Here is a 23,319-nt window from a genome sequence, read left to right on the forward strand (position 1 = left end):
CGGCTTTGCCGTCCTTTTAAAGGACGATACCGTTTCAGCGAGAAATAGAAGGATAATCTATCGTGTGAAACATATAGATTCTTATATTTTAAGAAATCGCCAAAAACCGCAGCAGGGGCTCCCCTGTCTGCGGTTTTTGGCATGCTTAGTTGGACCGTACAGCACATCTTCAGTGAAGATTGCGCCCTCACGTAAGATCCGTTACCGCCTAAGACTACTGTTACTGACTTTCTCAATTTCGTGCAATTAAGCAATACTAATACTCCTGCTGCGATCCATGCGGACTGGAAAGCCGCTATTCCTGTAAATCGCACCATTATGCAGGCTAAGCGGACTCACATGCACTTAACCAGTCGCTCTTGCCTCATTTCTACCACCAACTGGCCTTATAACGGCCTCTCAGTCCGCAGGCGAGCGACAAAGCTGTCTTTTTCACAAAATAAGAGCCATAGGGTCCGGCTGTAGAACCTTCATATACTCTTCCCTCAGCATACTGTAGATCTCCAGATCGACAACCCCCTTGCCGGACCAGAGGGCCGCTTGCCGCAGCATCCCTTCCTTGACATATCCGTTCTTCAGCAGCACCTTCTTGGAAGGCTCATTATTCAGCATCACTTCCGCTTGAATTCTGTTCACCTGAACCTGCTGGAACAGGAATGCTGTCAACAGCTCAACAGCCCTGGAGGCGAGGCCCCTCCCCCACTGGGCTTCCGCAAGGAAGTAGCCAATGGTGACCATATTAACCCTCTGATTGAAGTCGCAGGCTTCAATGATTCCGAGCAGGTGCGTATCGTCCGCTGGAGCGAAGATGCCCCACTTGATCCGCGATCTTTTGCCATAATCCCGCTCATAATGACCGATCATGCTCTTGACTGTAGTCTTATTGTGCTTGGGAATAATCCCGCAATATTCGAACACATGGTCATTGCTGTAAATCTCGAACAGCCCGTCCAGATGCTGCTCTTCAATCTTGCCCAGTACCAGCTCCTCTGACCTTAAGACAGGGAACTGGTCAAACACAATCTCCATCTTCACCCGGGGCACTCCCTTCTCTGATCCTTAAGCGCTTGGCCTAATGGGGACGTACAGCTCAACCATGCACTTGCCCTGCGGGTCCTGCGCAGGATCATTCAGACAGAATTCAAGACATGGCCGGTCATCGGCTTCATAGCCGCTGCGGGGTAACCATACGCTGAACATGGTATCATACGCAAGGACAAATCTCTCTACCGTATCATAGTAGGAATACACCGCATACTGCCCGCCGGATAGAGTCTTGTATGCTACCTCCTCCCGATGGGCCTCCCGTTCGAATCCCTCCGGAAGTGTAACGCAAGCATCATACCGGCAGACTGACTCCTCCGTATGCTCCCCGTCATCCAGTGAGATTCCGATAAACTGCTGATTCGCCGCATACAACCCCTGCTCAGCAGCCCAGCCGGTTAGCTTGTTCCAGGCGTGGTGCGTGTCCAGGTAACTTCCAATATGCCGGACATAAGCGACCTCAACTTCTGCAATTTCTCTGAGTTCAACCATACTGTCCCATGCCCTCCTTAACAGCGGATTACCTTCTGCTACATTGTAATCCGTCAGGGCGGCCGGCTCTGCCTGCTTATTGCTGAGGAGTGACGGGAAATTGCTATGTTTCTGCCTGCTATTCCTGACACTGCTGGGGGTACAGCCGAAATGCCTTTTGAAATGGACATTCAGGACTGATACCGATTCAAAGCCGCTCTCCCCTGCAATCTCCAGAACGGTCTGATTCGTCCGGCTAAGCAGCACCATGGCCTGCTCGACGCGCTTCCTGGTAACGAAGGCCATAGGCGTCATGCCGGTGAAGGCTGTAAATATTCTGGTGAAATGATATTTGGAGAAATGGGACACCTCTGCCAGCTGATCCAGCCGCAGCGGCTGGCTGCTGTGATTTTCTATGTAGGCAATGACCTGCCTGATCCTCTCCCCATACTGCTCCTTCATCGCTGAATCCTCCGTCTCCTTCGTGTTACAATACTGTATAAATATTAATAGATGAGGCGATAATCAATGGTTACAACATTATACTTCGTACGACATGCCCACTCTACTTATTCTACCGATGAATTGAATAGACCTTTATCTGAGAAGGGGCGGGCAGACGCCTGGAGAGTTACCCGACTACTCCTCGATGAGAATATTAATATTCTCATCTCAAGTCCCTATAAACGGGCTATACAGACCATTCAGGGACTGGAGAAACCGCTTGGGACTACGATTGTAATCGAAGATGATTTTAAAGAAAGAGTGTTGTCTGCAGAGCCTGTCACCGATTTCGAGCAGGCAATAACTAAGGTGTGGGAGGACTTTTCCTTCGCCTGGCCGGGAGGAGAATCCAATCGGGTTGCCCAGAATAGGGGCGTACAAGCACTCTATAAAGTTTTGCAGCAATATAAAGGAAATTCGATCGCTATCGGAACTCACGGTAATATGATGGTCCTGATCATGAATGCTCTGGATAAGCGTTATGATTATAGCTTCTGGAAGCAGTTAGAAATGCCCGACATCTATAAGCTAAGCTTCCATGAGGACAAGCTTGAGGGTGTACAGCGTATTTGGAAATAACTCTCCATCATCCTATTAAACTGGACAGACTGTTGTCACAACCCTGTGGTATAACCAAAGGAAAGGAGTGATTATTATGGCAAGCTATGAATACTCGTCCCGGCAGGAGCTGATGGACATGATCCATAATCTGTACCTGCTCTTGGATGCAGAGTATGACGGAATTAACAATACATATAAGGATACGCGAATTCCCGAGGTGGACAAAACCCCTGCCGAGATCATCGCTTATCAGCTGGGCTGGCTGGAGCTGGTGCGGAGCTGGGACCGGAGTGAGTTGGAAGGACAGACCTTCTCCATGCCTGCTGCGGATTACAAGTGGAATCAGCTCGGCGGGTTGTATCAGTCCTTTTACAGCAAATATGCGGAGTATTCTCTGCCTGAGTTGCGCGAGCTCTTCCGGCAATCAGAGCAGCAGTGGCTGGACTGGATCGAAACATTGACGGAGGAGGAGCTGTTCATCCAAGGCGCGCGTAAGTGGACCGGAACCAAGGAGAACTGGCCGATGGCCCGGTGGATTCACATTAACTCTGCCGCTCCGTTCAAGACCTTCCGGGGGAAGATCCGAAAGTGGAAAAAGCATTGTCCTGAAGGACTCGCAGAGTGACAAAGCGGCAGCATCACCAAGTGGGATATCAGCTTAGCACCCACTGCTTCGCAATTATTGTGTGCTGTCTGCCCTCCCGTCTGGCCCCTGCATCCCCCTCCTGCCGGGGCCTTCCCGGTTCATTCCCCTGCTCCCGTCCTTGAAGTTGGTGCCGCCGCCATTCATGCCGGGGAACCCGCCGGGCCGGAAGTTGAAGTCTGCACTAGTAATATTCTGAGCAGTGACCGCTTCGCAGGAAGTGAGCAGCAGCGAACAGCTAAGCATACTAATGATTAAGGTGATGTAATATTTCTTAGTCCGCATAGTTAGACCTCCTTGTCCCGGTCAGTAATGCATATAAATCTCGAACACCCAAGTAGGATAAGACAAGCAGCAGCGGATACACGGGATACAGATACCGGGACTTAATCTCCCAGAGCAGGTAGAACCCGATGAAGCCAAGAATCACCAGAAGGAGCGGGGTCTCCGCGAAGCACTTAGCCCGCAGTCCCCGGATTAACCGGATCAGAATGAAGACGTACATCAGGAAATTCTGGACATATAAGGCCCACAGCAAGCCGCTCCGGTACATAGAAGCACCTTCAAATAGTCTGCTTGCAGCTGTGGAATAGCTGTAATGGCCCATCACCATACCGCCCCTCCCGCCAGTGGAGGAGGCTCCTTCATTTCCTATCCCGTAGCGTTCTATCTGATACGTCCCTTCCGTCCAGGTCCAGATCAGCTTTTTATAATACATTTCTGCAAGCCCGGTTAAGGTCGCGCCGGAGAGCTTGCTGCGGATGGACGTCTTGAACAGTTCTACACTCTCCGCCTTATTATAGCCGGCTTCCTGTTGGTAGATATTATAGCTCTCCCGGTCATCCCAGAACCCGAGTGTCTCCAGATTAATCCCCATATTCAGCCACATGTATACTGGAGCAGAATTGCCGGACGGCGATTCGTCCACAATGCCTGCTGCTTGAAGCGCCGTATTCTGAATCCAGGCAGGAAGAACCCACAGCAGCAGGGTTATGCCAAAGGCAGCAATGACCTTCTTCACGCCAATCGCCCGCAGGTTCAGGAGCAGGCTGAGAACAATGGCAATCAGGAAGATCATACCTATACTGCGGAAGTAGTTGCCGAGTGTCAGCAGTACTGCCGCGAACAGTATATCCTTCATGGATCTTCTGCGGATGAACCTGACTGCGAAGTAGAGCGCGCTGGTGAGCAGAGCCGTGGCAATTCCATCATTATAGATGAAGTTGCTCATGAACAAAGCCGGAACATAGGTCGCAGCCACAATCAGAAGGCCATAGTCCTTCCTGCTTGATTTAGGATTCAGCTCTTGGCAAAGCAGGTAGATGACCAGCGTGGTGACGAGTGAGAAGAGGATATTGAAGCTTTTGATCACCAGATAATTGTCCGGGAACAGAAGCAGCAGCGTCTTCAGATACAGCACGAAGGAGAAATTAAAAGGGAACATGTACAGATATCCGCCTGACTGGAAGGAGGAATAATCCTTGTCATAGAGCATAGCCCAGGCCAGGGACAGCACCGTCTGTGAATCATCTGTAGGCATGCGGGTGAACAGAAAAATAATCACGAGCTGCATGGCACCAGACAACAGCAGAACGGCTGGAATAACCTTGGCCCGGCTATACCCTTCAAGCTTCCGGGAGAGTCTGTACAGCACGAAGCCCAGTCCCAGAACAACTACAATCCATAGCAGGAACACAAGCGGCTGCTGCCCTTCCAGCACCGCCCGGTCTCCATACACGGAATAATTATATTTTGCCCGGATGAAGAACGATGAAGCGATGAACAGCCCAATGAACAAGGCAAGGATGATCGTTACGATTTGCTGGATTCTTTTTACCATGATACCCTCCTGATCGGCAGCGTCCGGCGAGTCTTTCGCGTGCCTTAATCCATATACGGAGTATACATAGTGAATCTGAATGTTAGTTGAAAGGATGCTTCAGACACCAAGTGGAAACGGCTTTGCCGTCCTTTTAAAAGACGGTACCGTTTCAGCGAGAAATAGAAGGACAATTTATCATGTGAAACATATAAATTCTTATATTTGCCAAAAAACCTCCGGGTCCTCTCCAGCTGCCGCATCCATTGATGCGCTCATGCCGGATTAGCTTCCCGAAGGCTTGCTGCTTAAACTATTCTGTTCCTGTTGAATACTTGCGGGTGAATCACTTGCCAGCAACAGCACGAACCACACGAAAGCCCTGGTCATTCCCCCGGCTGCTCGGCTCGAATTTGCCCCGGAAGGATACCTCCGTATTGTTCACCCCGCCGATCCAGCCGCCGCCCTTCACCAGCCGGACCGAGCCGGTCTTGCTATTCGAATCCCCTTCCCCGTACCAGTTCCAGCACCATTCCCTTACGTTCCCTGACATATCGTATAGTCCCAGCTCATTGGGCTGCTTGAGGCCGGTATTTCTCGGCTGGCTATGGTTGTTCTCAATCGCAGGCCAGTTCCAGTCCCCGGTCAGGAATTGATCGCCGGAGTTCCTCCAGTACCAGGCTACCTCCTCCGGATTGTCGCTTCCGCTATACGGGTTGCTTGTGCTCATCTGGCCTCCGCCTGCTGCATATTCCCACTCGGCTTCTGTCGGCAGACGGTAACCATCCGCCCCTTCATTGGCCGTTACAGTCCATTTCATGAAATCCCGGTCACTTGTATTATTCGGATCGACCGTGTTCTTGTCTATATTATAATAGGGGGCCAGGCCTTCCTTCACACTCCGCTCATTGCAGTACTCCACGGCATCATACCAGGTTACGCTCTCCACAGGCAGCTTGTCTCCTTGGAACTGCGAGGGGTTACTCTTCATCACTTCCAGCCATTCTTGCTGGGTGACCTCATATTTACCGATGTAGAAGTCCGGGAGGGTCATCTCTGTCCCGTAGTAATTGGATTTCGTATCTTTAAAAGTACCGCCCTCTACCCGCACCAAACGTTCATCCGTGGCAGGCTTCTCCTGCGAGCAAGCACTGGCTATAGCCGCGATTGCTATACATAGAATCAGAATCATTAATGGTTTTCTCATGAATACCTCTCCTTTGAGCAGATGGGCAAGGTACAGGACCTAAGCGTAGTTCATTGTATAAAAATGATAAGGCCGGCAGCTTGTCCACCCGGCCGGCCTTAGCCCTGTCTACCTGAGCCCTGCCATTGCCGGAACCGGCAAGGCGCCTATCAGCTTGTCCATTACCACACGGTTACGTTGGAGGAGCCGCTGCTCTGGTATCCTTCGGTAGCCAGTACCTGGTAAGACCAGCTGCTTCCCAGATTCATGCCTTTGCTCTTCCAGGCATTCACGTGGTTGTTGAATGTGATCTGAACATTGCTGCCGATCGGTCTTTTGGATTGTCTTACACTCCAGTACTGAGGGAATGTGGCATTCCCGTCAATCGAAGGAGCATCGTAACGCATTGTGGTGTAGATATCATAGGTACCTCCATCACTGTTCACAGTACCTTTGAACTGGCCGGTAGGTCTGTAAGTCCCCCAGCTATCGACCACGTAATATTCAATAAGGGCATTCCGGGTCCATCCATAGAAGGTCAGATATCCGTTACCGGAAGGTGAGAAGACACCCGCGTTATAATTGACGACCCTGTTCGCTGTGCCGTAGGTCCAGCCTTTACCCACTACGAAGTTCCCGGTATTGTACCAGTTCACACTGTAATTCCCGCCACTGCCGTTCACCGCATTCACGGTTCCTCCGCCATCGGTCCAGTTCTGCCAATAATCCGTTGCGCCTGCAGTCGCTGCGAATGCACTGAAGCTTAGTGCCGCTGTCATTAATACCGTAAGAAGTTTCTTTTTCATTGTCGATTAATACCTCCCGATTATAATGTGTTTGCTTGCTGCTTGCTTCTCCCCGCAGGATATAACTTATCCTGAGGTTTATCCCATATATTTACTTGTCCTCCTTTCGAGAAAATTATATCTAGTAAGCGTTTACATTACTCTCTGCAAACTAAAGATTAACCCCCAATTTTTATTGATATTATGAAATAATTGGGATGAACGTGCGCAAAATGACCCTAAAAGGTGAATGATGTAACAACTTCTGCGGTTCATCCGGCTCCCTCTGAGGGCATTCGACGCATCCGGGTGCAGTAGCGCCCCATATGCTGATTCGGCTTACACGCAGTCCACGCTCTTTCGTGCACCGATTGTATTCGGTTTTCGCATACATTCAGCCCGTGTACCCGAGCGCTGTTACATGAACAAAAGCCGCCCCGATACGGGACAGCTTTGCACTGGCATTCCTAATTTCTCCTAAGCGCTTTTACAATTCTCTTAGCCCATCTTAATGACGGCCTTAACCACATCTTCCTTGTTGTCGATCACGTAATTGAACGCTTGCTGCGTCTCCTCGAAGTGGAATTCGTGAGTGACGATGCCCTTGACGTCAACCTTGCCGTCTGCGATGGCGCCGATGGCTGCCGGATACAGGTTGCGGTACCGGAAGACCGACTTGATATCGGCTTCCTTGAACATAATCTGCATGAAATCGAAGTCGATGATGTCCTTGGCTGCGAGGCCGACGAGAACGATGGTTCCGCCTCTTTTGACCAGATAAGGGGTCTGCTTCACCGTATGCTCACTGCCTGCCGTCTCAATCACCTTATCCACGCCCGCGCCATCGGTCCAAGCCGCAACGGCCTCCAGCACATCCTCCTGTCTGGCGTTGATCACCCGCGTAGCGCCCAGCTTCATTGCCGCTTCCAGCCGCTTCTCAATGATATCGACCACCACAATCTCCGTAGCCCCGTAAGCCTTGCAGGCCAGCAAGGTAACCAGCCCGATGCAGCCCGCTCCAAGAATCACCACACGGTCCCCCAGCTTAACGCCGCCCTGCGCCGCAGCATGGAGTCCCACCGCCAGCGGCTCGACCAGCGCGCCCTCCACTGAAGACACATTATCCGGCAGCTTGAAGGCCATGTTCTCAGGATAAGCGATATAGTCCATCAGGCAGCCATGGTAGGGCGGAGTCGCTAGAAACTGTACATCCGGGCACAGATTGTACTTGCCACTCTTGCAAAATTCACACTGGCCGCAGGTCACTCCCGGCTCCAGGGCCACCCGGTCTCCCACCTTCAGATGCTTCACACCAGGGCCAAGCTCCACCACTTCACCGGCACATTCATGCCCGAGAATAAAGTCGCCATCGACCACGAAGTCACCGATCCGTCCATGCTCCAGATAATGCACATCCGAGCCGCAGATACCGACTACCTCCAGCTTCACAATGACCTCGCCCTCCCGGGCTACGGGCATATCAATGTCTTTCATTTGCAACTTTTGCAAATCGGTCATATAACAAGCTCTGTTCTTCATCCGTTTCTCCTCCTCAGGAACATATAGGTACTCTTAGTATTGTAATATACTTTTATAAAACTATTTAAATAAGATTATAATCGGAATTGGAGTGAAGTCAACAAAAACTCCCCCGGAGAGGGACAAGGCCGCGATTGCAGCAACGTCCCTCTTCCGGAGGAGCGGGGAAAGCAGATATTGGATTAGAATAAAATCGACCCGGATCTAGATGCTGGCGATAAATTCAGTCACCAGCTCCAGGGCAGCGCCCACAGCGGTGGCCTCCAGCTTATATTTGCAGATCCGCAGGTAGGAGCCATCCTGCTCGAAGGTGTTCTTGCGCGCTGCCAGCGCCTGAAGTTCATCGATGTATTCCTCCATGTGAGCCCCGGCATAGCCGCCGAGAATCACATCGCAATCGTACAGCATCCGCAGGTTATTCACTGTAATCACCAGATAGCCCACATACTCCTGCCAGATGGCCTGCTGCTCCTCCTTGCCCTCTCCCAGCAGCCGGAAGAATTCCGCAATACTGCCCCCTGTACTATCCGAGAGAATTCCCGCTGAGCAATAGGCATCTACACAGCCCTTCTGTCCGCAGTAGCAGGTACGCCCTTCAGGCAAAATCGTCATATGTCCGAACTCTCCGCTACGGTGGTTCTGGCCTGCATAGATCTGGTTACCGACTATAATGGCACCGCCCACGCTATTATTAAGGGACAGATAGACCACATTGTGTATGTCCTGCTCGCCCCACAGTTCAGTAAGTCCCGCCGCATTCGCATCATTGCTCAGAACGCAGGGATAAGGGATGTATTCGGCGAACCGCCGGACACTGCCTCCCTTGAAATCTATGACCGTAGCATAGCTCACTGTCTGCCGGTCCCCGGATAGAATCGCGGGCAGTGCAATCCCTACTCCCAGAATCCGGCTGCGGTCCAGCTGGCAGGCCTCTACGAACTCCTCCACCAGCTTGCCTACCCCCTGGAAGTAGGTCTCCTCATTCGCAAACGGATAATGATTCCTGACATTCTTAATGATTCTGCCGCTCAGGTCAATGACGACAATCCCCACATGATTCAGGGTAATATCCAGTCCGACGGCATATCCCGCCACACTGTTACAGGCCATCGACTTGGCCTTACGCCCCCCGGTGGATTCATACAGCCCGGTCTCCACAATCAGCCCGCGTTCCTGCAGCTCCTTGAGATTCTGTGTCACGGTTGGAAGACTGAGACCCAGCGCCTGTGCAATCTCCTGAATGGAGGTGGATTCACGGTGATACAGGTACCGGTAAATGGCGTTCCGGTTCATCTTTTTAACTTCCATACTGTTCAAGCGATGTGTCGCCATTCCAATCCCCCTCACTTTTACAAATGTACTTTATAATTTTATACATATAATATGCAATCACATCCGTTATAGCAATCATTAGCCGCTTTTATTGTGAATAATTTCACGTAAGTGGTTTTATTGTATCAAGAATTGGAAGTCCCGTCATTAATCTTTTGGGAAGATGGCCTTAATCGGTCCCTCTTATCGCAATCATTCGCATGTTAACGCCAAGCATGACGAACCAGCCGGCGAACAGTAACTGGGAGATCAGGATGATTCCCTCACCAAGTAACCATGGATAGGAGCCGATAAGATCAAACACGCCGGTCAGAAGCCCGAGGGCTGCCGTGAATGTTCCCAGTCCGCTCTTCCAAATTACAAGGCTCAGCAGAATCGTTGCGATTCCAACGACTAATGCAACACAATGCACGCCCCCGTAATAGAAGCTGATAATCAGTCTGTAGCTCTCCGGCGTAAGCTCAATCCCATATACCGGATAGACCAGCCTCCCCAGAATAATAACCAATACGATATAGACAGGAACGCTAACCGCCAGCAGGCCGCAGCCAAACACTGTCAGGACCGGATTCACCTTCACCAGCAGCCGGTATAATGCCGCGATGGAGGGGATGAGAAGTACCGCAGCGAAGAACAAGACCTCATCTGCCATCGACAACTGGAACCGCCACTCGCTCAGCCAGGACAGCAGCGCAGCAGCTTGCAGCGGTGGAGACGGTACCGGCCTCAGGAACAGATATTGGGCCAAAAAGAGCAGGCCGGAACAAATAAACGCCATTCCGCCAAACCGGCTCAGCCGCTGACGGGTCATCATATCGCTTCATCTCGATTCTTATTTATTCTTAATGCTATAATCTAAAAAAATGAATTAAGGAGAACGCTAACGCTATGAACCCAAACCCGATAAAGATCCTTACAGACCAAAATCGAAACCAGACACTCTCCCAAGAACTGCTAGTCATCTGGGAGAACGCTGTGCGGGCTACGCACCTGTTCCTCACCCCGCAAGATATTGAAGACCTGCGCCCCTTAGTCCTGCAAGGGATTGCAGAGATCCGGCATCTGATTACATATACCGATTCTGAGGGGCATCCCCTCGGCTTCATCGGGATTCAGGATCAGAAGATTGAGATGCTGTTCGTAGACCCGGCGGTCCGGGGACTGGGTATCGGCAAAAGTCTCGTGGACTATGCCCTACACCACTTGAATGTGCATTCCGTCGATGTGAATGAAGACAATCCCCAGGCTGCCGGATTCTATGAACATCTAGGCTTCCAGGTCTACGGCCGCTCCGAACAGGATGAGCAAGGCAAGCCTTGGCCTATCCTGCATATGCGGTTATAGCATGAACAGCCGGGATTCCCTCGCCGTCCAAATATTTAGTGCCTGTGTGCGGACTGCGGGATTCGCATGATTCCTGTACTCCCGCAGACGCTCTGACGGCTCAGCGCTCCAGCGCAGCGCGCTTCCTGCTGCTTCCATCAGAGACAGTCCGAGATACGGGGCTTCATAAGACGGTTCTGCCCGCAGCACATCCACAATCTCAAGCAATGTCTCCGCTGTCCAGTATCCGGCGCTGTTCTCCAGGCTGACGGCAAGCCCGCGGTACAACTCACTCAAGAGCTGTGGTTGACGGGTTACCTCCCGTGCGATCCGCTTCACATACCCGGACGCCTCCTCAGCGTTACTCCAATCGATCACTGCGATATATAAGGTCAAGACAAGCTCTTGTAACGTCTCATCGGCGGCCAGCGTGCCGGCCAGCTCCAGGTACAACGGGGTAAGCTGTACCCTTGTACTCTTAGGCAGACCTGTTAACTGCTTGATGAGTACCTGCAGGCGCTGCCGGTGCGGCAGGTCTCTATCCGCCGCTGCATTCCATTCCTGCGTCACGGGCGTCACCGCCAGCTCCCGGCAGATACCGGCTACAACCGCGTTCACCTTGCCGTCCCGGGCGGCTTCAATCAATGTCATCATCGCGAACTCCCAGCTGGAGCTGTCCTTCAGACCCGCAACCGCCTGAGCCGCAGCCGCCGCAACGGTGCCTTCATAACCGCTTGTCCACCACTTCATGGAAATATAAGCCTGGCTGCTGACGGATTCGTCCGGGTGAGCGGCAATGGCTATAATTAAGTCCAGATACAGCGGTCTGTAAGCAAGCGGAAGCCCAGCAGGCTGCTGGGACAACAAGCTCACTGCGATATCACGCTCTGGAGAAGCAGCGATGGCACGCAGCAGCCCCCAGCTTCGTTCATCGTCCAGCAGCCCCCTGGCAGCATGCCCTATAGCAATCACCACATCCTTATGCACAGCAGGATTCGCGAATTCATTCAACAGTAGCGGAAGACTGTCCTCAATTCTATACGCACCAAGCAGGCGGATAGCTTCCTTGCGGACCGTTATCTTCAGCTTCTCACGGCTCAGCAGCTCCTTCAGCGACTGGGACAGCTGTAGCGGACTGACCCGGCGGATACACCTTGGGATGGAGTACATCGCTACACGGGCCCGGTCGCTATCCAGATTCTCCAGCAGCACGGGCAGGGATTTCTCCGGCTCTTCCAGCAGCGACAAGGCATGAAGCGCCGCCTCCGCCACAGCCGCCTCCTGGTCCCGTACCAGCTCATACAGCCGCTCCGGGTTCACATCCGGCATGCTTGCCATGATTCTGATCGCTCTGGAACGCTCAAACAGGCTGTACTTGGGACCAAAGGCAATGGTTCTTAACAGGGCAGCATACGCCTTCTGCTGGCGTGGCAGCCAGCGGTAGAATCCGTCCGCAGCCGGAACAGGATAGACCGTTTTGCCTGAGAGGAACTTGCCCTTGATCGCAGCGCCCGACAGATAAGGGTCCAGCCATTCCTGACGCTTCAGGTGCAGATGCAAGAACACCTCGTGGATGGTGATATACGATGGATCTGCATCCAGCAGCTCCTTCACCCGTTCATCGCGCGTCTGCAGCGGCTCCAGCCAGAACCGGGTTGCCCGGATCGCGATTCCTTCGGTTCTGGCCCGGGTGGCTTCCCGTAGGAGCTGCTGTAGCTTGACGATACCGTACCCCCTTTTGCCAAAAGAAGTTGCCAGGCTCAGCACCAGATTGTAATTCTCCCGCTTGCCCGCCTGCGCAGCGTAGGAATAGATACCGTCAAAGATGATCTCTTCCACGCCCCGCGGCATGTTCTTCGCAAGTGACGGCAACGAGAGCTGCCCGTCCTGCTTCGCCAGCTTCTGGAGCGTGTTCAGCGCGAACTTGAACAGCTCCCCGCCCGGCTCCGCCGCCTGATGACGCAGAATCGAGAAGGCCAATTGCTGCACAGAGTATCTCGTACCGTAGGAGGTATCTCTGGCATCAATCACACTGTCTACCAGCACAGTAAGCGCCGGGACATGGGCAGCCTCGTACACAGACGCCGGACTCTCCGACAGCTCCTTGAACACCGCCGCCCGGACAGGGTCCTGATCATTACGGATGCGGCCTAAGGTCAGCAGTGTAGCCTCCATGCCCTGCCTTGCCAGAACTGTGCTGCGGATCAGCTGCATCAGCGCCGTAGCGCGTTCATCTGCATTCGATACCCGGGTTGCCTGCTCCAGCTGCTCTCTGACCTGAATAATCGAGCGGGCGGCAGTGATGCGCAGGGTGCGATCCCGGTTCTCCCTGATCTCACGCAGACCCAGCATGCGGGCAGCCTCCCGGTCACGCAGCGCATGCGGCAATACATATAGCAGCCCCTCCGGGAAAATCCACTCCCCGCGCTTCTCCTCCTCATACACCGCATCAAAAATCTCCTGGCGCTTGGACGGCGCAAGATGCTCCAGCAGCCGCGCCACATGGTGGGGCTGGTCCGCCAGCAGCTTGGCAAGCTGCGACCATTGGTCCCTGGAGAGGAGCTTCGCCCGCTTGAGCACAGCTTCAGGCACACCATAAGTCATAAGCTCAACTCGCGTCTGCGTCCGGATCAGCAGCTCATACACCGCGCCTGGCCGCAGGCGCATCAGTGTGCCGAGATTCGCCTTAAGCGCAGGCGGCAGCATGTCTGCCGGTCCATGGTTCACCGCATAGGCCAGCACCAGATCAGGCTTGCGACTACTCAGCTGCTCCATCGCGGAGGAGAACCGTGACCAGACCATCCCCTTGGCCCTTAGCGGGGCCGCTTCCAGCTCTCCGGTGAAATACTCCGCGACCACCTCCAAATGGCGGCTGGACAGCTTTTTCCAATCCTTAATGCCGTACCCCAGCTCAGCAAGCCGCGCACGGACGGTTGCCGCAGAGCAAGCCTGCAGCACAATCGCTGCCTCTTCAGGGCCCCACCGGGCCTGTACCACTGGCAATAGCCGTTCCGCCACCTCCTGGCGGTTCATCAGGGCAACCGTACGCAGCAGCTTGCGGCGGCAGTCCTGTGACAGCTGCGGAAGCTCGCGTTCAATCTCTTCAGCTGAGGCGACTTTGGGCAGCAGGCCCGCAGCCATATTCCTGATACCCGCCATAGAATGACGGAGCGCAGAGCGGATCACAGCAGCATCCAGCGTAGCGATCGCCCCCATCAGGGCCAGCCGCGCTTCATAAGCCCCGCCCTCCAGCAGGGAGGTAAGTAACTGTGAGTATTCCGGGGACCCCAGGTGATCGCGGCCTAATCCTGTGATTGCTTTGATTCTATTGGAATACCCCTGGGCATCCAGCTCCCCCAGTAAGCGCTCTTTATTCAATGGGTCTCGTCTACGAATCATAAGTCCTCCTCTTGAAGCTGTTCTGAGTTCTTCCTTATTTTACAAAAGGCTAGTTCCCGTCCGCAACAAACAAAAGGGTAACCCCGAATCCGGTGCTTCCACCATCTTCAAGATTACCCTCTATACTGCTCACTCTATCAGTCTACTCTTTATCTTGTTTGGCTTGGACGAACACATACGTGTTCTCGTCCGACAAGGCTGCTTCATACCGGAAGTCAAATCCGCTGAAGCCTTGAATCTCCTCCACGCGGGTAATCTGCTGCTCCGCCATGAACCGGACCATCTCGCCCCTGGCCATCTTAACCAGTGTCGCCCGCTCTACCACCTTACCGCCGATCTCCTGTCCGAATACACAGCTTACCATCCGGACATCGCTCTCCAAGTAGGGAGAGATGCATTTGCTATATTCCTTGGAGGCCAGATTCACAATCGTGTCAGTCTCTGCGAGCAACTGGTCCGCTAATCTTCTGTTCCAGAACTCATAGAGGGTACTGAAGCCCGGCCCGCCGAGCTTGGCCTGCATCTCCAGCCTGTAAGGGACCACCCCGTCGAACGGCCGGACGATCCCATAGAACCCGGACAAGATCCGCAAATGCTGCTGCAGATAGTCCAGCTCCTCCGTCTGAAAAATCCCCGGCGCCATGTACTGATACTGGATACCCTCATAGGCGAAGATCGCAGGGGTCAGATTCCGGGTTAGATCCATCTCTTCAATCCGCTGCATATTGAGCGCGGCAATAGCGTCATTGCATTTCCACAACGCCTTGGCTTCTGCATAATTCAGCTTACGAAGCAAGGCCAGGAGCGTCTGTGACTCGTTTAAGAACTGCGGAGCCTGGCGGGATTCCAGGAAATCCGTGTCCGTCTTCATCTTTTTGGCAGGTGAAATGATGATTCTCATGATACGCTCTTTTCTACCCCTACGGGAAAATAAATGTACCTCTATACTATCATATTATCTCCCCGCCGGTCCCCGGCCAAGTTATTCAGCAGCAAGCGGTACGAAGACAGAGGCACAGTTCGCCTGGCGGAACCGGGCAATCACGTGCCTGCTCCAATCGCGCGTATACTCAGGGTGGGCGCTAAGGTACAGCTCCTCCAAATGATTGAACGCGGCATCGTACGGGATGCCCGGATTATCGCCATTCACCTCAAGCTGGGTAATATGCAGATAGATGCCCCCGGGCACCGTCACCTTCTCCACACTATCAGGAAGGCCATCGAAGCTGCTGACTCTTGTGCCAAAGCAGGAATTCACCTTCCCCTCTTCCCCGCTGTTCACCGGGAATCCGTAATAGTCATGCAGGTAATACCGCGCTGCCCCGGTGGCGAACACCTGATCCTGCACGCCAAAATATTTGGTAATCACAAACTCTTCATCCTCCGGCAGCGTCATGCTGCAGGCAATCTTCATCTCCGGCAGCGTCACCGGCTTGAAGCGAAGGGAACTGAACTGTTCGGCCGTATTTGCCGGAAGGATCACTGGTTCGTATTTGGTAAGAATATCACCGGACTGGTCATATGTATTGAAGCTGAGGCCGGCGGGATTATAGACATAACCCGTATCCTTGCGGAATTCACCCACGAAATATTCATCGGCGTGCATCCGTTCCTCGTAGCCGGTCCGCCCGGCGCTTTTCGATTCATTGATCAGAACCTTGGCATACCGGCAAGCGGGTACTGTCAGCGTCTCCGTATACTCCGGCAAATGCGCAGGCAGCCCCTCGAAGCCGCTCACCTCCATGCCCACAATCACTTTGTAGTTGCCATCCCCCTGAACCTCGGTGCGTACTGTGACGATCTCCCGGCCCTTAATTTGGTGCTCTATCAGACTGGAGAGCAGTGCAATCTCTCCTTCTGCCGCCAGCTTTTTCGTATAAAAGTAATCATTAATCGTACCGCCCGCCTGCCCGGAATCATAATACCCGCCATAGCCCCGGCTCTCATACGATATCGGCAGCGCAATCCCCACAACCTTCATTTCCGGCCTGTCCACAATGCTGCACAGCTCCGTAACCTGCTCTACATGAATCTCACTTAACATCTCCATCTGCTTCAGCTCCTCCACCATTCTCAGGATTACCGGCTTCACACGGGGACTATAGCCTTCAGCTGCTTGCTGCGGCATTGCTTGCTTACTCAGATTCATAGGTCAGCTCCTCTCCTGGTTAAGCTCAAGTATAGTAGCTTGCGGTTCGTAAATATTATCACTTCTTAACATCTTTCAGCTTCATCCACACGCTCATGGTTATGGCATCCGGGCGGCCCGGGGCTACTGTCTCATAGGTTGTAAAAGCAAGTGCACCCTCCCTGCTCCATCCAATCTCCTGTACCCAGCTCTCCAAAAGCGCGATAAACATTCCCCGGTCCCCATATCTGCTGCTCTCAAGCACCGCATACCTGCCTTCGGGAGCCTGCAGAATCTGAAGGCCGCTATCTCCGGCCAGCGCTATCGCTTGCCCCCGTTCCAGCCGGACTCCGCAGGTATAGCGGCCGCCGTGCTGGATGACGCAGAACATGCTTGCCGTTCTTAGTACCTCAGGATGATACCTTGCGCAATAATTCATCACAGCTGCCGCCGCCGCCTCTTCCGCCTGCTCCCCTTCACTGGACGCAGCCAGAAATTCAAAGCCTGCACTGAAGCTCACACTAATCTTGTCATAATCCGTCCGCTTCCTTACCGGCACATACAGAATCAGCTTCTTCACCTCGCAGCCCTTGCGGATGTACTCTTCCCCGTAGCGCTCCTCACTCTGCTCGAACATGCTGGTCCTCAGCCACTTCAGAACCAGATAGTCCCAGGCCAGTCCGATCTCAGCCTCATCGCTTCGGACCGCCAGCTTGGCACAGGTTAAGCTGCGTTCCGGGACAACCACAAGCTCCCGGAAGATACTTCCGGTTAAGCTGTGCAGCAAGGCTGGGTCATGCTCCACCGCAAGCTCATAACAGAACAAACCGTCCTGCGGCTGCCCGTCTCGCCCGAAGAGTCTGCCCCGGTAGGCTGGGAGAAGAACATATAGCGATTCCAGCGCTTGCTGTTCAATGCCGCCGTGCCTGGTTGAATAGAATTTCATATGTATGGTTGCAGGAAAGATCTCTGTGCTGACGGTTACCTGCCGGACGCCTTCACTGTCGAATCTGGGGAAGAAATAGCAGGCGGTACTTTTTTGATAGGCTAGCGGGGTTAAGCCTGTGGCTGATTTCACATACTTGCATAAGGCTTGCTGGGAGCTGTAGCCGCAGGCGTATGCAATCTCGGCAAGCGGACGCTGTGAGCTCCTGATCATCCCGAGCGCCACCGAGAGCCTGCGCTTGCGGATGTACTCTTTGACCGAGTGTCCGGTGTAAGTATAGAAGTCACGGTATAGCTGCATCAGCGAGGTGAATCCGGCCTGTGCAGCTTGTTCAAGCGGAATCCCCTCATGCAGGTGCTCCTCGATGAAGGCGATAGATTGTCTGAAGCGGGCGGACCCTGGCATAGGTATTCCTCCGGGAAGTACAGCATGCATTTTCACATAGATTGTCACGGCTGCGGTTGCAAAAAAAAATCCCGCCTTGGTACGCATTATGAAGAGGCGTGGCGGGATTGGTTACCATTATTATACATACTTAACTCTAAAGGTTCAACGGATCTTAGTCATTCGTTTCCCCAATCACCCGAATCACCGTATCAAAAGCTTCCAGCTCTATAACCTGCGGACCGTAGTCCGTCTCGATGGTGGTCTGCTGCGGCTGGTCGCTATTGTTAATCACAACCAGTCGCTTGCTCTGCGGATAATACGCACACTCGGTGTAGAGATTATCCGGGAGGTAGCGGTTCTCCTCCAGCTCATTGCCGGCATAGCGGATCAAATTCAGCAGCAGGCGGGTATTCTCCCAGGTGAAGGCAAAGGACGGCAGGTAGATGCCCTTCCCTTTTCCGAAGCTATTCACAGTCAGGGCCAGCTTGCCCTCTGCCTCACAGACCACCGCAGCAGCCCCGCCGGTCAGATAGACCCCGTTCTTCGGCGTGAGGCTGACGCCATCCGGCACCAAACCCTGCACCGGCTGAACCTCATAAGCCCATTTGCCATGCGCTACCCTGGCGCCGGTGTCCTCATCCACCCCGAGAACATGCGCCAGCCGGAAGTAATGATCATAGCCGTCCACGGCGGAAGGCTGATTCACCCCGATCAATGTGCCGCCCTTATACACCCACTCTGTCAAGGCGTCCACCGCCTGGCTGTCCTTCCAGTGATCCCCGCCGCTCCACGCTGAACCGGCGCTGCCTGCATTGATCACCACATCCACATCCTGCAAGGCACCCTGGCGGACATCCCCGAAGTCGATGAACTGCACCTCCACCGGCAAGCCGGACAAGGCCTCATTGATATGAATCAGATCATGCATATACGTCTCATGGAAGTGGCCGGAGAGGGTCCACGACCGCAGCTTGCCCCACGAGTGCAGAACAGCTACCTTAGTCTTGATGTGATACGGCTGCCCCTGCCGGTGCAGCTCCTTGATCTCCCTGAATTCATCCGCAATCTTCTCAATGTATGCACAGAAATCCGGGTAAGGCTCGACCAGATGCAGATAGCCGCCCAGGCCAATCCGGTCGATCGGCTCACGCAGGAGGGCACGCCGGATGTTAATCCAGTATTGCTTCGCATCGAGTGTGGGATTGCCTCCTTCCATGAAGGTGGGTGCGCCGCCCAGGCCAACCGGGAACAGATACGGATGCAGCCGGATCTCATGCGTCTCCACCTTCACCCCTGAACAGAGTCTGGCTTCATAGCCCGAGAACACGCATTTGATCATCCCGTCGAAGCCGAACTCCCCGAAGCGGTCATTGTAGGGCTCAGCGCCCACCCAGCTGTCATCATAGAAGACATAGGCCAGCTTGCCGTGCTTATGAACAATGTCAATTAACTGCTTGCCGAACCCGATGACGAAATCGTTGATAAAAGCCATATAGTCGAGCTTACGCTGCTCCGCCGGAATATGACCGACTCGGTATTTGCCGCCGTTCACGAAATCCTCTGCGCTCAGCGAATAGCCGTATTGCTCTGCGAACAGATCCAGTCCCCGGGCGCTCACCGTGAAGTCGTAGGACCCCCAGTCTGAGAACAGATGGCGGTTCCGCCCGCTGCTGCCCCAGATCCAGGCGAAATTGTAGAACAGGGAGGTGAACCGGACCACGGTCGTCGCCTGATGCTCCCCGCACCAGTCCTCCATCCAGTCCAGCAGGTACTGCCGGGTCTCCTTATACATCGGATCGATCTGCATCAGATGCTCTTTATCCCAGTGATTCGTCGTGTGGTTGTACATAGAGATCTCTTCCCAGATCCGGTAGGCCATGAAGCTGACGGTATATTTATGCCAAGGCGTAATGCCGGTTAGCACCACATTGCCGGACTCCCGGTCGTAATTCCACTGCTCCCCCGGCACCTCCTTCCCGGTTGTCCGGTCGTACACCTGCCAGTACTTGAACGCCTCACGGGAATCATTCACCCTGAATTGCTCCGCGAAGAAATCCTCCAGCAGATAAATCGATATGTAATCCTGCACAGCCACCTTCGGACTTGTAATCAGGAAGGTCTGCTGCAGCTTGTCCGGGTTCCTCGACGCCCAAGCGTTATGGTCGCGGATGATACACAGGGTCGAATAGATGCCGTAACCGGCACTGATAATCTCTTCCGACAGCTGTGTACCGTCACTGTCACGAATGACATCGGCCCCCCAGCGTTCGGCAAGCTTCAGGGTCAGTGCTTCATAACCGGCTTCCCCCGGCAGGGTAAAAGCTCCTGTGGAGCCTGTAGATAGTGTCGGCAACGTAAATTCCTCCTATTTGAGCAGATCCGACAGGAACGCAAGCGCGAGGCCCTGGCCCCAGCCCTGAGTCCAGTCCTTGGGAATATGGCGGTACCCTTCACGGTCCTTCATGACGGCGGTGCCACCCGATACGTTCAATACACGTCCGTCTTCCGTGATGTTCTCCAGAATGCCCTTCAGGGCCTTTTGCACATATTTGGTATGCAGCGGATTGCCGTTATTCACCATGGCCGCCGCGATCCCGCAGGACGCCGACACCTCTTCATAGGACTCCTCATCGTCCAGCAGCGTGCGCCACAGGCCGTTCTCCGTCTGCACCAGCTTCAGCGCCGCCAGCTGATCCCGCAGCGAGCACTCCACATCCATACACTGCGGGTACAGATACCACTCCTTAAGCAGCGGCTTCACCTGCGACATGGTATAGGCTCCCCAGGCGTTCGCCCGGCCCCAGTACAGCCCGGACATATGGTCCTGCTTCACATGGTTATAGCCGTGGAACCAGAGGCCGGCGCTTGGGTCCTGCAAGTATTTGATATGCCAGTAATACTGGTTAAGCGCGTCCTGGATCAGCTCCTGATCCTCCAGCTTGCTGCCCACACGCAGCAGGAAGAACGCCGCCATGAACAGCGTATCCGCCCAGGCCTGCTCCGGGAAGTCATTGGATACCGAAACTGTATGCTGCAGCACCTGATCCCCGAACCGCAGCGCGCTCCCCCGGATATAGCCGATTTTACTCAACACAATATCCCAGTACTTCTGGTCCCCCGTCTCCTCATACAATGTGATCAGCATATGGCCCATCGCACAGGTGTTGACCGTAAAGGCGGGCAGTCCCAGCTCAATATATTCATCTACCCACTTCACCAGCTGGTCCAGGTAGTCCTGGTTCCCCGTCGTCTGGTAGGCTCTGGACACCCCGTAATACGCAACACCGCAAGGCCACTCCCACGTTAAATCCATCGCCAGTGTCTTCCTTGCAACCTTATCGATTACGCTTAAGATTTCTTCCCGGTTATATTGAACTTGAAGCATGTGTATTCCCCTCTCCTGTTCCCTGCGTCTCTGAAGGCAGCTATCATCCGTCCATCCGCTTGCAAGCGCTTTACAGAATCTATTGTAAGCAGTAAAATGTTCTACATCTAAGCACATTCACATCAAAACTGCGCAATTTCGACCCTTTATTCTTCATTCCTATTCTAACGCAAGAAGGACAGGAGCTGCTGAAGATGCCCAGAAAAAAGAAGCCTGTCATTGAGTACCGCCACTACAGCCTGCCGATCCATTTCCCTGTCCTGCTGCTCAGCGGCGAACGCTGGAGGATCTCCGATATCAAGAGCGAGCACCTGCATTTCCACAACCACCTGGAGATCGGGATCTGCTATTCAGATAGCGGGATTATGGAGATTAAGGGCGAGAACGTGCCTTTTGCCGCCGGGGATGTGACCTTCCTGCCGCGGTATCTGCCCCACACGACATACAGCTCTCCGGGAGAGGCCAGTCTGTGGTCCTATCTGTTTTTCTCGCCGGAGGATCTGTTTCAGCATTCCTTCAAGAGCGCCTACGCCGGCTTCGAGCCGAATCTCTGGGCAGTGCAGGGCGCGAACTGTATTCTGAGCAGGGACAAGCACCCCCTCGTCTATACGCTGGCTACCTCCATCGTCCTCGAATTGCAGCAGCAGAAGCCTTATTATCAGGAGAGTGCGTACGGCTTATTGCTGTCCCTGTACATTGAGCTGGTTCGTATCCATTCTACGAACGAAGCCTTGAGCGGCCAGGAGGCCGGGCATAGCCTGAAGGGCGATTTCGTGATCTCCCCTGCGCTGGAGTATATCACCAGGAACTATATGACGCCGATGACCATTAATGATCTGGCCGAGCTATGCCACTTAAGCACCACCCACTTCCGCCGCAAATTCCATGACATCATGGGCACCGCCCCCCTCGATTTCCTGAGCAGCACCCGGATTGAGGAAGCCTGCAAGCAGCTGAAGAGCACCGAGGATTCCATTCTGGAGATCTCGGAGAAGGTCGGCTTTCACTCCATCTCCAGCTTCAACCGCTGCTTCTCCAAGCTGATGGGCGTCTCCCCCAAGGACTGGCGCAAGGGCGCGCAGTCGGAGGCGCAGTCGGCGAAGGCGAGTATTCTGGAGTTCACGGGGTGGGTGTGAGCCCCATACTGAACGTAACTAGGAGGTCTTTCCCATGAAGAACGCAGATCGAAGGTATGATTCGACAGAGCCGGTGTCATCAACTGATGAGGAGCTTGCCCGCCTGCAAGAGCGCCTGCCTGAGCACCCGCTGTCCAAGTCACTGCGGTTCCAGTTCATTGAAGATCACCGCTCCGAGTTCCCTGTAGAGAAGATGTGTAAGGTGCTTGAAGTCTCACGAAGCGGATTCTACAAATGGAGAAACGCCGAGGTCAGCAACCAGGCGAAGCGCAAGGCCCTGCTGCTGACACGGATCACCGCCCTTTTCGAAGCTAACCAGGGCCAATTCGGCAGTCCCAGAATCACCCTTCTCTTAAGAGAAGAAGGCTACATTATCAGCGAACGGACCATAGGCAAGTTCATGAAGGAGCTTGGTTTACGCTCGTCCTACTCCCCCCTGGCGAATCGACCTGCCGAGGACTGACGGTGAAGAAAGATGGTGAAGAGGACTGGCGCTAGGAGGGACTTACTTTCTTGGGGGGCCAGCCTCCTGCCGCTCCGTTCAACCAGCAAGTGGACAAACGTATCTTAATTTATCGCTTTCCGGGGATTGTACGCAAACAGGTGGATAAACAGCAACTAATTCTTGGGATTGTGCCAATTTCGCTGAATAGTGATCCATTAAGTATCATTTATCCAACTACTGTCCCTGTAGTACTCATCCGCTCTGCAGCAAGTGTATAAAATCCAAC

General features: G+C 53.7%; 21 protein-coding genes. 6 read left to right on the forward strand and 15 right to left on the reverse strand.

The genetic code is table 11. The features are described 5' to 3' along the window. Window positions 1–432 precede the first annotated feature (432 nt). Both MKX42_RS30025 and MKX42_RS30030 read right to left on the reverse strand, forming a co-directional pair. Window positions 433–1,035 carry a GNAT family N-acetyltransferase gene (locus MKX42_RS30025; protein WP_340756872.1) on the reverse strand — a complete coding sequence of 201 codons (603 nt, stop codon included), beginning with the start codon at window positions 1,033–1,035 and terminating at the stop codon, window positions 433–435. A 24-nt stretch (window positions 1,036–1,059) separates the two neighbouring features. Next, window positions 1,060–1,977 (reverse strand): AraC family transcriptional regulator, encoded by a 918-nt coding sequence (locus MKX42_RS30030; protein ID WP_340756874.1) that lies wholly within the window; start codon window positions 1,975–1,977, stop codon window positions 1,060–1,062. 66 nt (window positions 1,978–2,043) lie between these two features. Between MKX42_RS30030 and MKX42_RS30035 the strand changes: the two genes are divergently transcribed. Together MKX42_RS30035 and MKX42_RS30040 are read left to right on the forward strand one after the other, a co-directional pair. After that, entirely contained in the window at window positions 2,044–2,598 is a 555-nt protein-coding gene (locus MKX42_RS30035) for a histidine phosphatase family protein (protein WP_340756875.1), read from the forward strand. Between the two features lie 76 nt (window positions 2,599–2,674). Beyond that, complete coding sequence (locus tag MKX42_RS30040) at window positions 2,675–3,205, forward strand: ClbS/DfsB family four-helix bundle protein (protein WP_340756876.1); 531 nt, start codon at window positions 2,675–2,677, stop codon at window positions 3,203–3,205. A gap of 54 nt (window positions 3,206–3,259) precedes the next feature. On the opposite strand, the gene MKX42_RS30045 is transcribed toward MKX42_RS30040, so the two are convergent. The 7 genes from MKX42_RS30045 to MKX42_RS30075 form a co-directional block, all read right to left on the reverse strand. Next, entirely contained in the window at window positions 3,260–3,508 is a 249-nt protein-coding gene (locus tag MKX42_RS30045; protein ID WP_340756877.1) for a hypothetical protein, read from the reverse strand. Next, window positions 3,498–5,063, reverse strand: coding sequence for a glycosyltransferase family 39 protein (locus MKX42_RS30050; RefSeq protein ID WP_340756878.1), 1,566 nt, complete (start codon window positions 5,061–5,063; stop codon window positions 3,498–3,500). Before MKX42_RS30050 ends, MKX42_RS30045 begins: the two co-directional genes overlap by 11 nt. Window positions 5,064–5,388: 325 nt before the next feature. After that, window positions 5,389–6,249 (reverse strand): formylglycine-generating enzyme family protein, encoded by an 861-nt coding sequence (locus tag MKX42_RS30055; RefSeq protein ID WP_340756880.1) that lies wholly within the window; start codon window positions 6,247–6,249, stop codon window positions 5,389–5,391. Window positions 6,250–6,410: 161 nt separating this feature from the next. Beyond that, window positions 6,411–7,034: a glycoside hydrolase family 11 protein gene (locus tag MKX42_RS30060; RefSeq protein ID WP_209875283.1), complete on the reverse strand. Its 624-nt coding sequence runs from the start codon at window positions 7,032–7,034 to the stop codon at window positions 6,411–6,413. Window positions 7,035–7,511: 477 nt separating this feature from the next. Continuing rightward, on the reverse strand, window positions 7,512–8,552 hold the full coding sequence (locus MKX42_RS30065; protein ID WP_340756882.1) for an NAD(P)-dependent alcohol dehydrogenase: 1,041 nt from the start codon (window positions 8,550–8,552) through the stop codon (window positions 7,512–7,514). A 204-nt stretch (window positions 8,553–8,756) separates the two neighbouring features. Then, the gene (locus tag MKX42_RS30070) at window positions 8,757–9,884 is read right to left on the reverse strand and encodes an ROK family transcriptional regulator (protein ID WP_340756883.1); all 1,128 of its coding nucleotides are present in this window, start codon (window positions 9,882–9,884) and stop codon (window positions 8,757–8,759) included. 169 nt (window positions 9,885–10,053) lie between these two features. Next, window positions 10,054–10,698, reverse strand: coding sequence for a hypothetical protein (locus MKX42_RS30075; protein WP_340756885.1), 645 nt, complete (start codon window positions 10,696–10,698; stop codon window positions 10,054–10,056). Between the two features lie 74 nt (window positions 10,699–10,772). On the opposite strand from MKX42_RS30075, the gene MKX42_RS30080 reads away from it, so the two are divergent. After that, window positions 10,773–11,228, forward strand: a complete 456-nt coding sequence (locus MKX42_RS30080) for an acetyltransferase (protein WP_340756887.1) — start codon at window positions 10,773–10,775, stop codon at window positions 11,226–11,228. Here the strand turns inward: MKX42_RS30080 and MKX42_RS30085 are convergent. From MKX42_RS30085 to MKX42_RS30110, 6 genes are all read right to left on the reverse strand, one after another. After that, window positions 11,223–14,606, reverse strand: a complete 3,384-nt coding sequence (locus MKX42_RS30085; RefSeq protein WP_340756888.1) for a HEAT repeat domain-containing protein — start codon at window positions 14,604–14,606, stop codon at window positions 11,223–11,225. The genes MKX42_RS30080 and MKX42_RS30085 overlap by 6 nt on opposite strands. Window positions 14,607–14,748: 142 nt before the next feature. Beyond that, a complete protein-coding gene (gene yaaA / locus MKX42_RS30090; RefSeq protein ID WP_340756890.1) occupies window positions 14,749–15,507 on the reverse strand; it encodes a peroxide stress protein YaaA in 759 nt (252 codons plus the stop codon). Between the two features lie 81 nt (window positions 15,508–15,588). Next, window positions 15,589–16,755: a GyrI-like domain-containing protein gene (locus MKX42_RS30095; RefSeq protein ID WP_340756891.1), complete on the reverse strand. Its 1,167-nt coding sequence runs from the start codon at window positions 16,753–16,755 to the stop codon at window positions 15,589–15,591. Window positions 16,756–16,813: 58 nt separating this feature from the next. Then, window positions 16,814–18,085, reverse strand: coding sequence for an AraC family transcriptional regulator (locus tag MKX42_RS30100; protein WP_340756894.1), 1,272 nt, complete (start codon window positions 18,083–18,085; stop codon window positions 16,814–16,816). A 154-nt stretch (window positions 18,086–18,239) separates the two neighbouring features. Further along, window positions 18,240–20,420: a 1,3-beta-galactosyl-N-acetylhexosamine phosphorylase gene (gene gnpA / locus MKX42_RS30105; protein ID WP_340756896.1), complete on the reverse strand. Its 2,181-nt coding sequence runs from the start codon at window positions 20,418–20,420 to the stop codon at window positions 18,240–18,242. 12 nt (window positions 20,421–20,432) lie between these two features. Further along, a complete protein-coding gene (locus MKX42_RS30110) occupies window positions 20,433–21,452 on the reverse strand; it encodes a glycoside hydrolase family 88/105 protein (RefSeq protein WP_340756897.1) in 1,020 nt (339 codons plus the stop codon). Between the two features lie 194 nt (window positions 21,453–21,646). Here MKX42_RS30110 and MKX42_RS30115 point away from each other — a divergent pair, with 194 nt between their 5' ends. From MKX42_RS30115 to MKX42_RS30125, 3 genes are all read left to right on the forward strand, one after another. After that, complete coding sequence (locus MKX42_RS30115) at window positions 21,647–22,588, forward strand: AraC family transcriptional regulator (RefSeq protein WP_340756900.1); 942 nt, start codon at window positions 21,647–21,649, stop codon at window positions 22,586–22,588. Between the two features lie 283 nt (window positions 22,589–22,871). Continuing rightward, window positions 22,872–23,051: an IS3 family transposase gene (locus tag MKX42_RS33515; protein ID WP_445669399.1), complete on the forward strand. Its 180-nt coding sequence runs from the start codon at window positions 22,872–22,874 to the stop codon at window positions 23,049–23,051. A gap of 50 nt (window positions 23,052–23,101) precedes the next feature. Beyond that, window positions 23,102–23,311 (forward strand): hypothetical protein, encoded by a 210-nt coding sequence (locus MKX42_RS30125; protein WP_340756904.1) that lies wholly within the window; start codon window positions 23,102–23,104, stop codon window positions 23,309–23,311. Window positions 23,312–23,319 lie beyond the last annotated feature (8 nt).

The sequence above is a fragment of the Paenibacillus sp. FSL R7-0204 genome, assembly GCF_038002225.1.
Classification (GTDB): Bacteria; Bacillota; Bacilli; order Paenibacillales; family Paenibacillaceae; genus Paenibacillus_AQ.

Bases quoted from the DNA above. Each gene is read 5' to 3' on its own strand.
- MKX42_RS30030 (WP_340756874.1), bottom strand. From the start codon at position 1,977: ATGAAGGAGCAGTATGGGGAGAGGATCAGGCAGGTCATTGCCTACATA.
- MKX42_RS30035 (WP_340756875.1), top strand. From the start codon at position 2,044: ATGGTTACAACATTATACTTCGTACGACATGCCCACTCTACTTATTCT.
- MKX42_RS30040 (WP_340756876.1), top strand. From the start codon at position 2,675: ATGGCAAGCTATGAATACTCGTCCCGGCAGGAGCTGATGGACATGATC.
- MKX42_RS30045 (WP_340756877.1), bottom strand. From the start codon at position 3,508: ATGCGGACTAAGAAATATTACATCACCTTAATCATTAGTATGCTTAGC.
- MKX42_RS30050 (WP_340756878.1), bottom strand. From the start codon at position 5,063: ATGGTAAAAAGAATCCAGCAAATCGTAACGATCATCCTTGCCTTGTTC.
- MKX42_RS30055 (WP_340756880.1), bottom strand. From the start codon at position 6,249: ATGAGAAAACCATTAATGATTCTGATTCTATGTATAGCAATCGCGGCT.
- MKX42_RS30060 (WP_209875283.1), bottom strand. From the start codon at position 7,034: ATGAAAAAGAAACTTCTTACGGTATTAATGACAGCGGCACTAAGCTTC.
- MKX42_RS30065 (WP_340756882.1), bottom strand. From the start codon at position 8,552: ATGAAGAACAGAGCTTGTTATATGACCGATTTGCAAAAGTTGCAAATG.
- MKX42_RS30070 (WP_340756883.1), bottom strand. From the start codon at position 9,884: ATGGCGACACATCGCTTGAACAGTATGGAAGTTAAAAAGATGAACCGG.
- MKX42_RS30075 (WP_340756885.1), bottom strand. From the start codon at position 10,698: ATGATGACCCGTCAGCGGCTGAGCCGGTTTGGCGGAATGGCGTTTATT.
- MKX42_RS30080 (WP_340756887.1), top strand. From the start codon at position 10,773: ATGAACCCAAACCCGATAAAGATCCTTACAGACCAAAATCGAAACCAG.
- MKX42_RS30085 (WP_340756888.1), bottom strand. From the start codon at position 14,606: ATGATTCGTAGACGAGACCCATTGAATAAAGAGCGCTTACTGGGGGAG.
- yaaA (WP_340756890.1), bottom strand. From the start codon at position 15,507: ATGAGAATCATCATTTCACCTGCCAAAAAGATGAAGACGGACACGGAT.
- MKX42_RS30095 (WP_340756891.1), bottom strand. From the start codon at position 16,755: ATGAATCTGAGTAAGCAAGCAATGCCGCAGCAAGCAGCTGAAGGCTAT.
- MKX42_RS30100 (WP_340756894.1), bottom strand. From the start codon at position 18,085: ATGCCAGGGTCCGCCCGCTTCAGACAATCTATCGCCTTCATCGAGGAG.
- MKX42_RS30110 (WP_340756897.1), bottom strand. From the start codon at position 21,452: ATGCTTCAAGTTCAATATAACCGGGAAGAAATCTTAAGCGTAATCGAT.
- MKX42_RS30115 (WP_340756900.1), top strand. From the start codon at position 21,647: ATGCCCAGAAAAAAGAAGCCTGTCATTGAGTACCGCCACTACAGCCTG.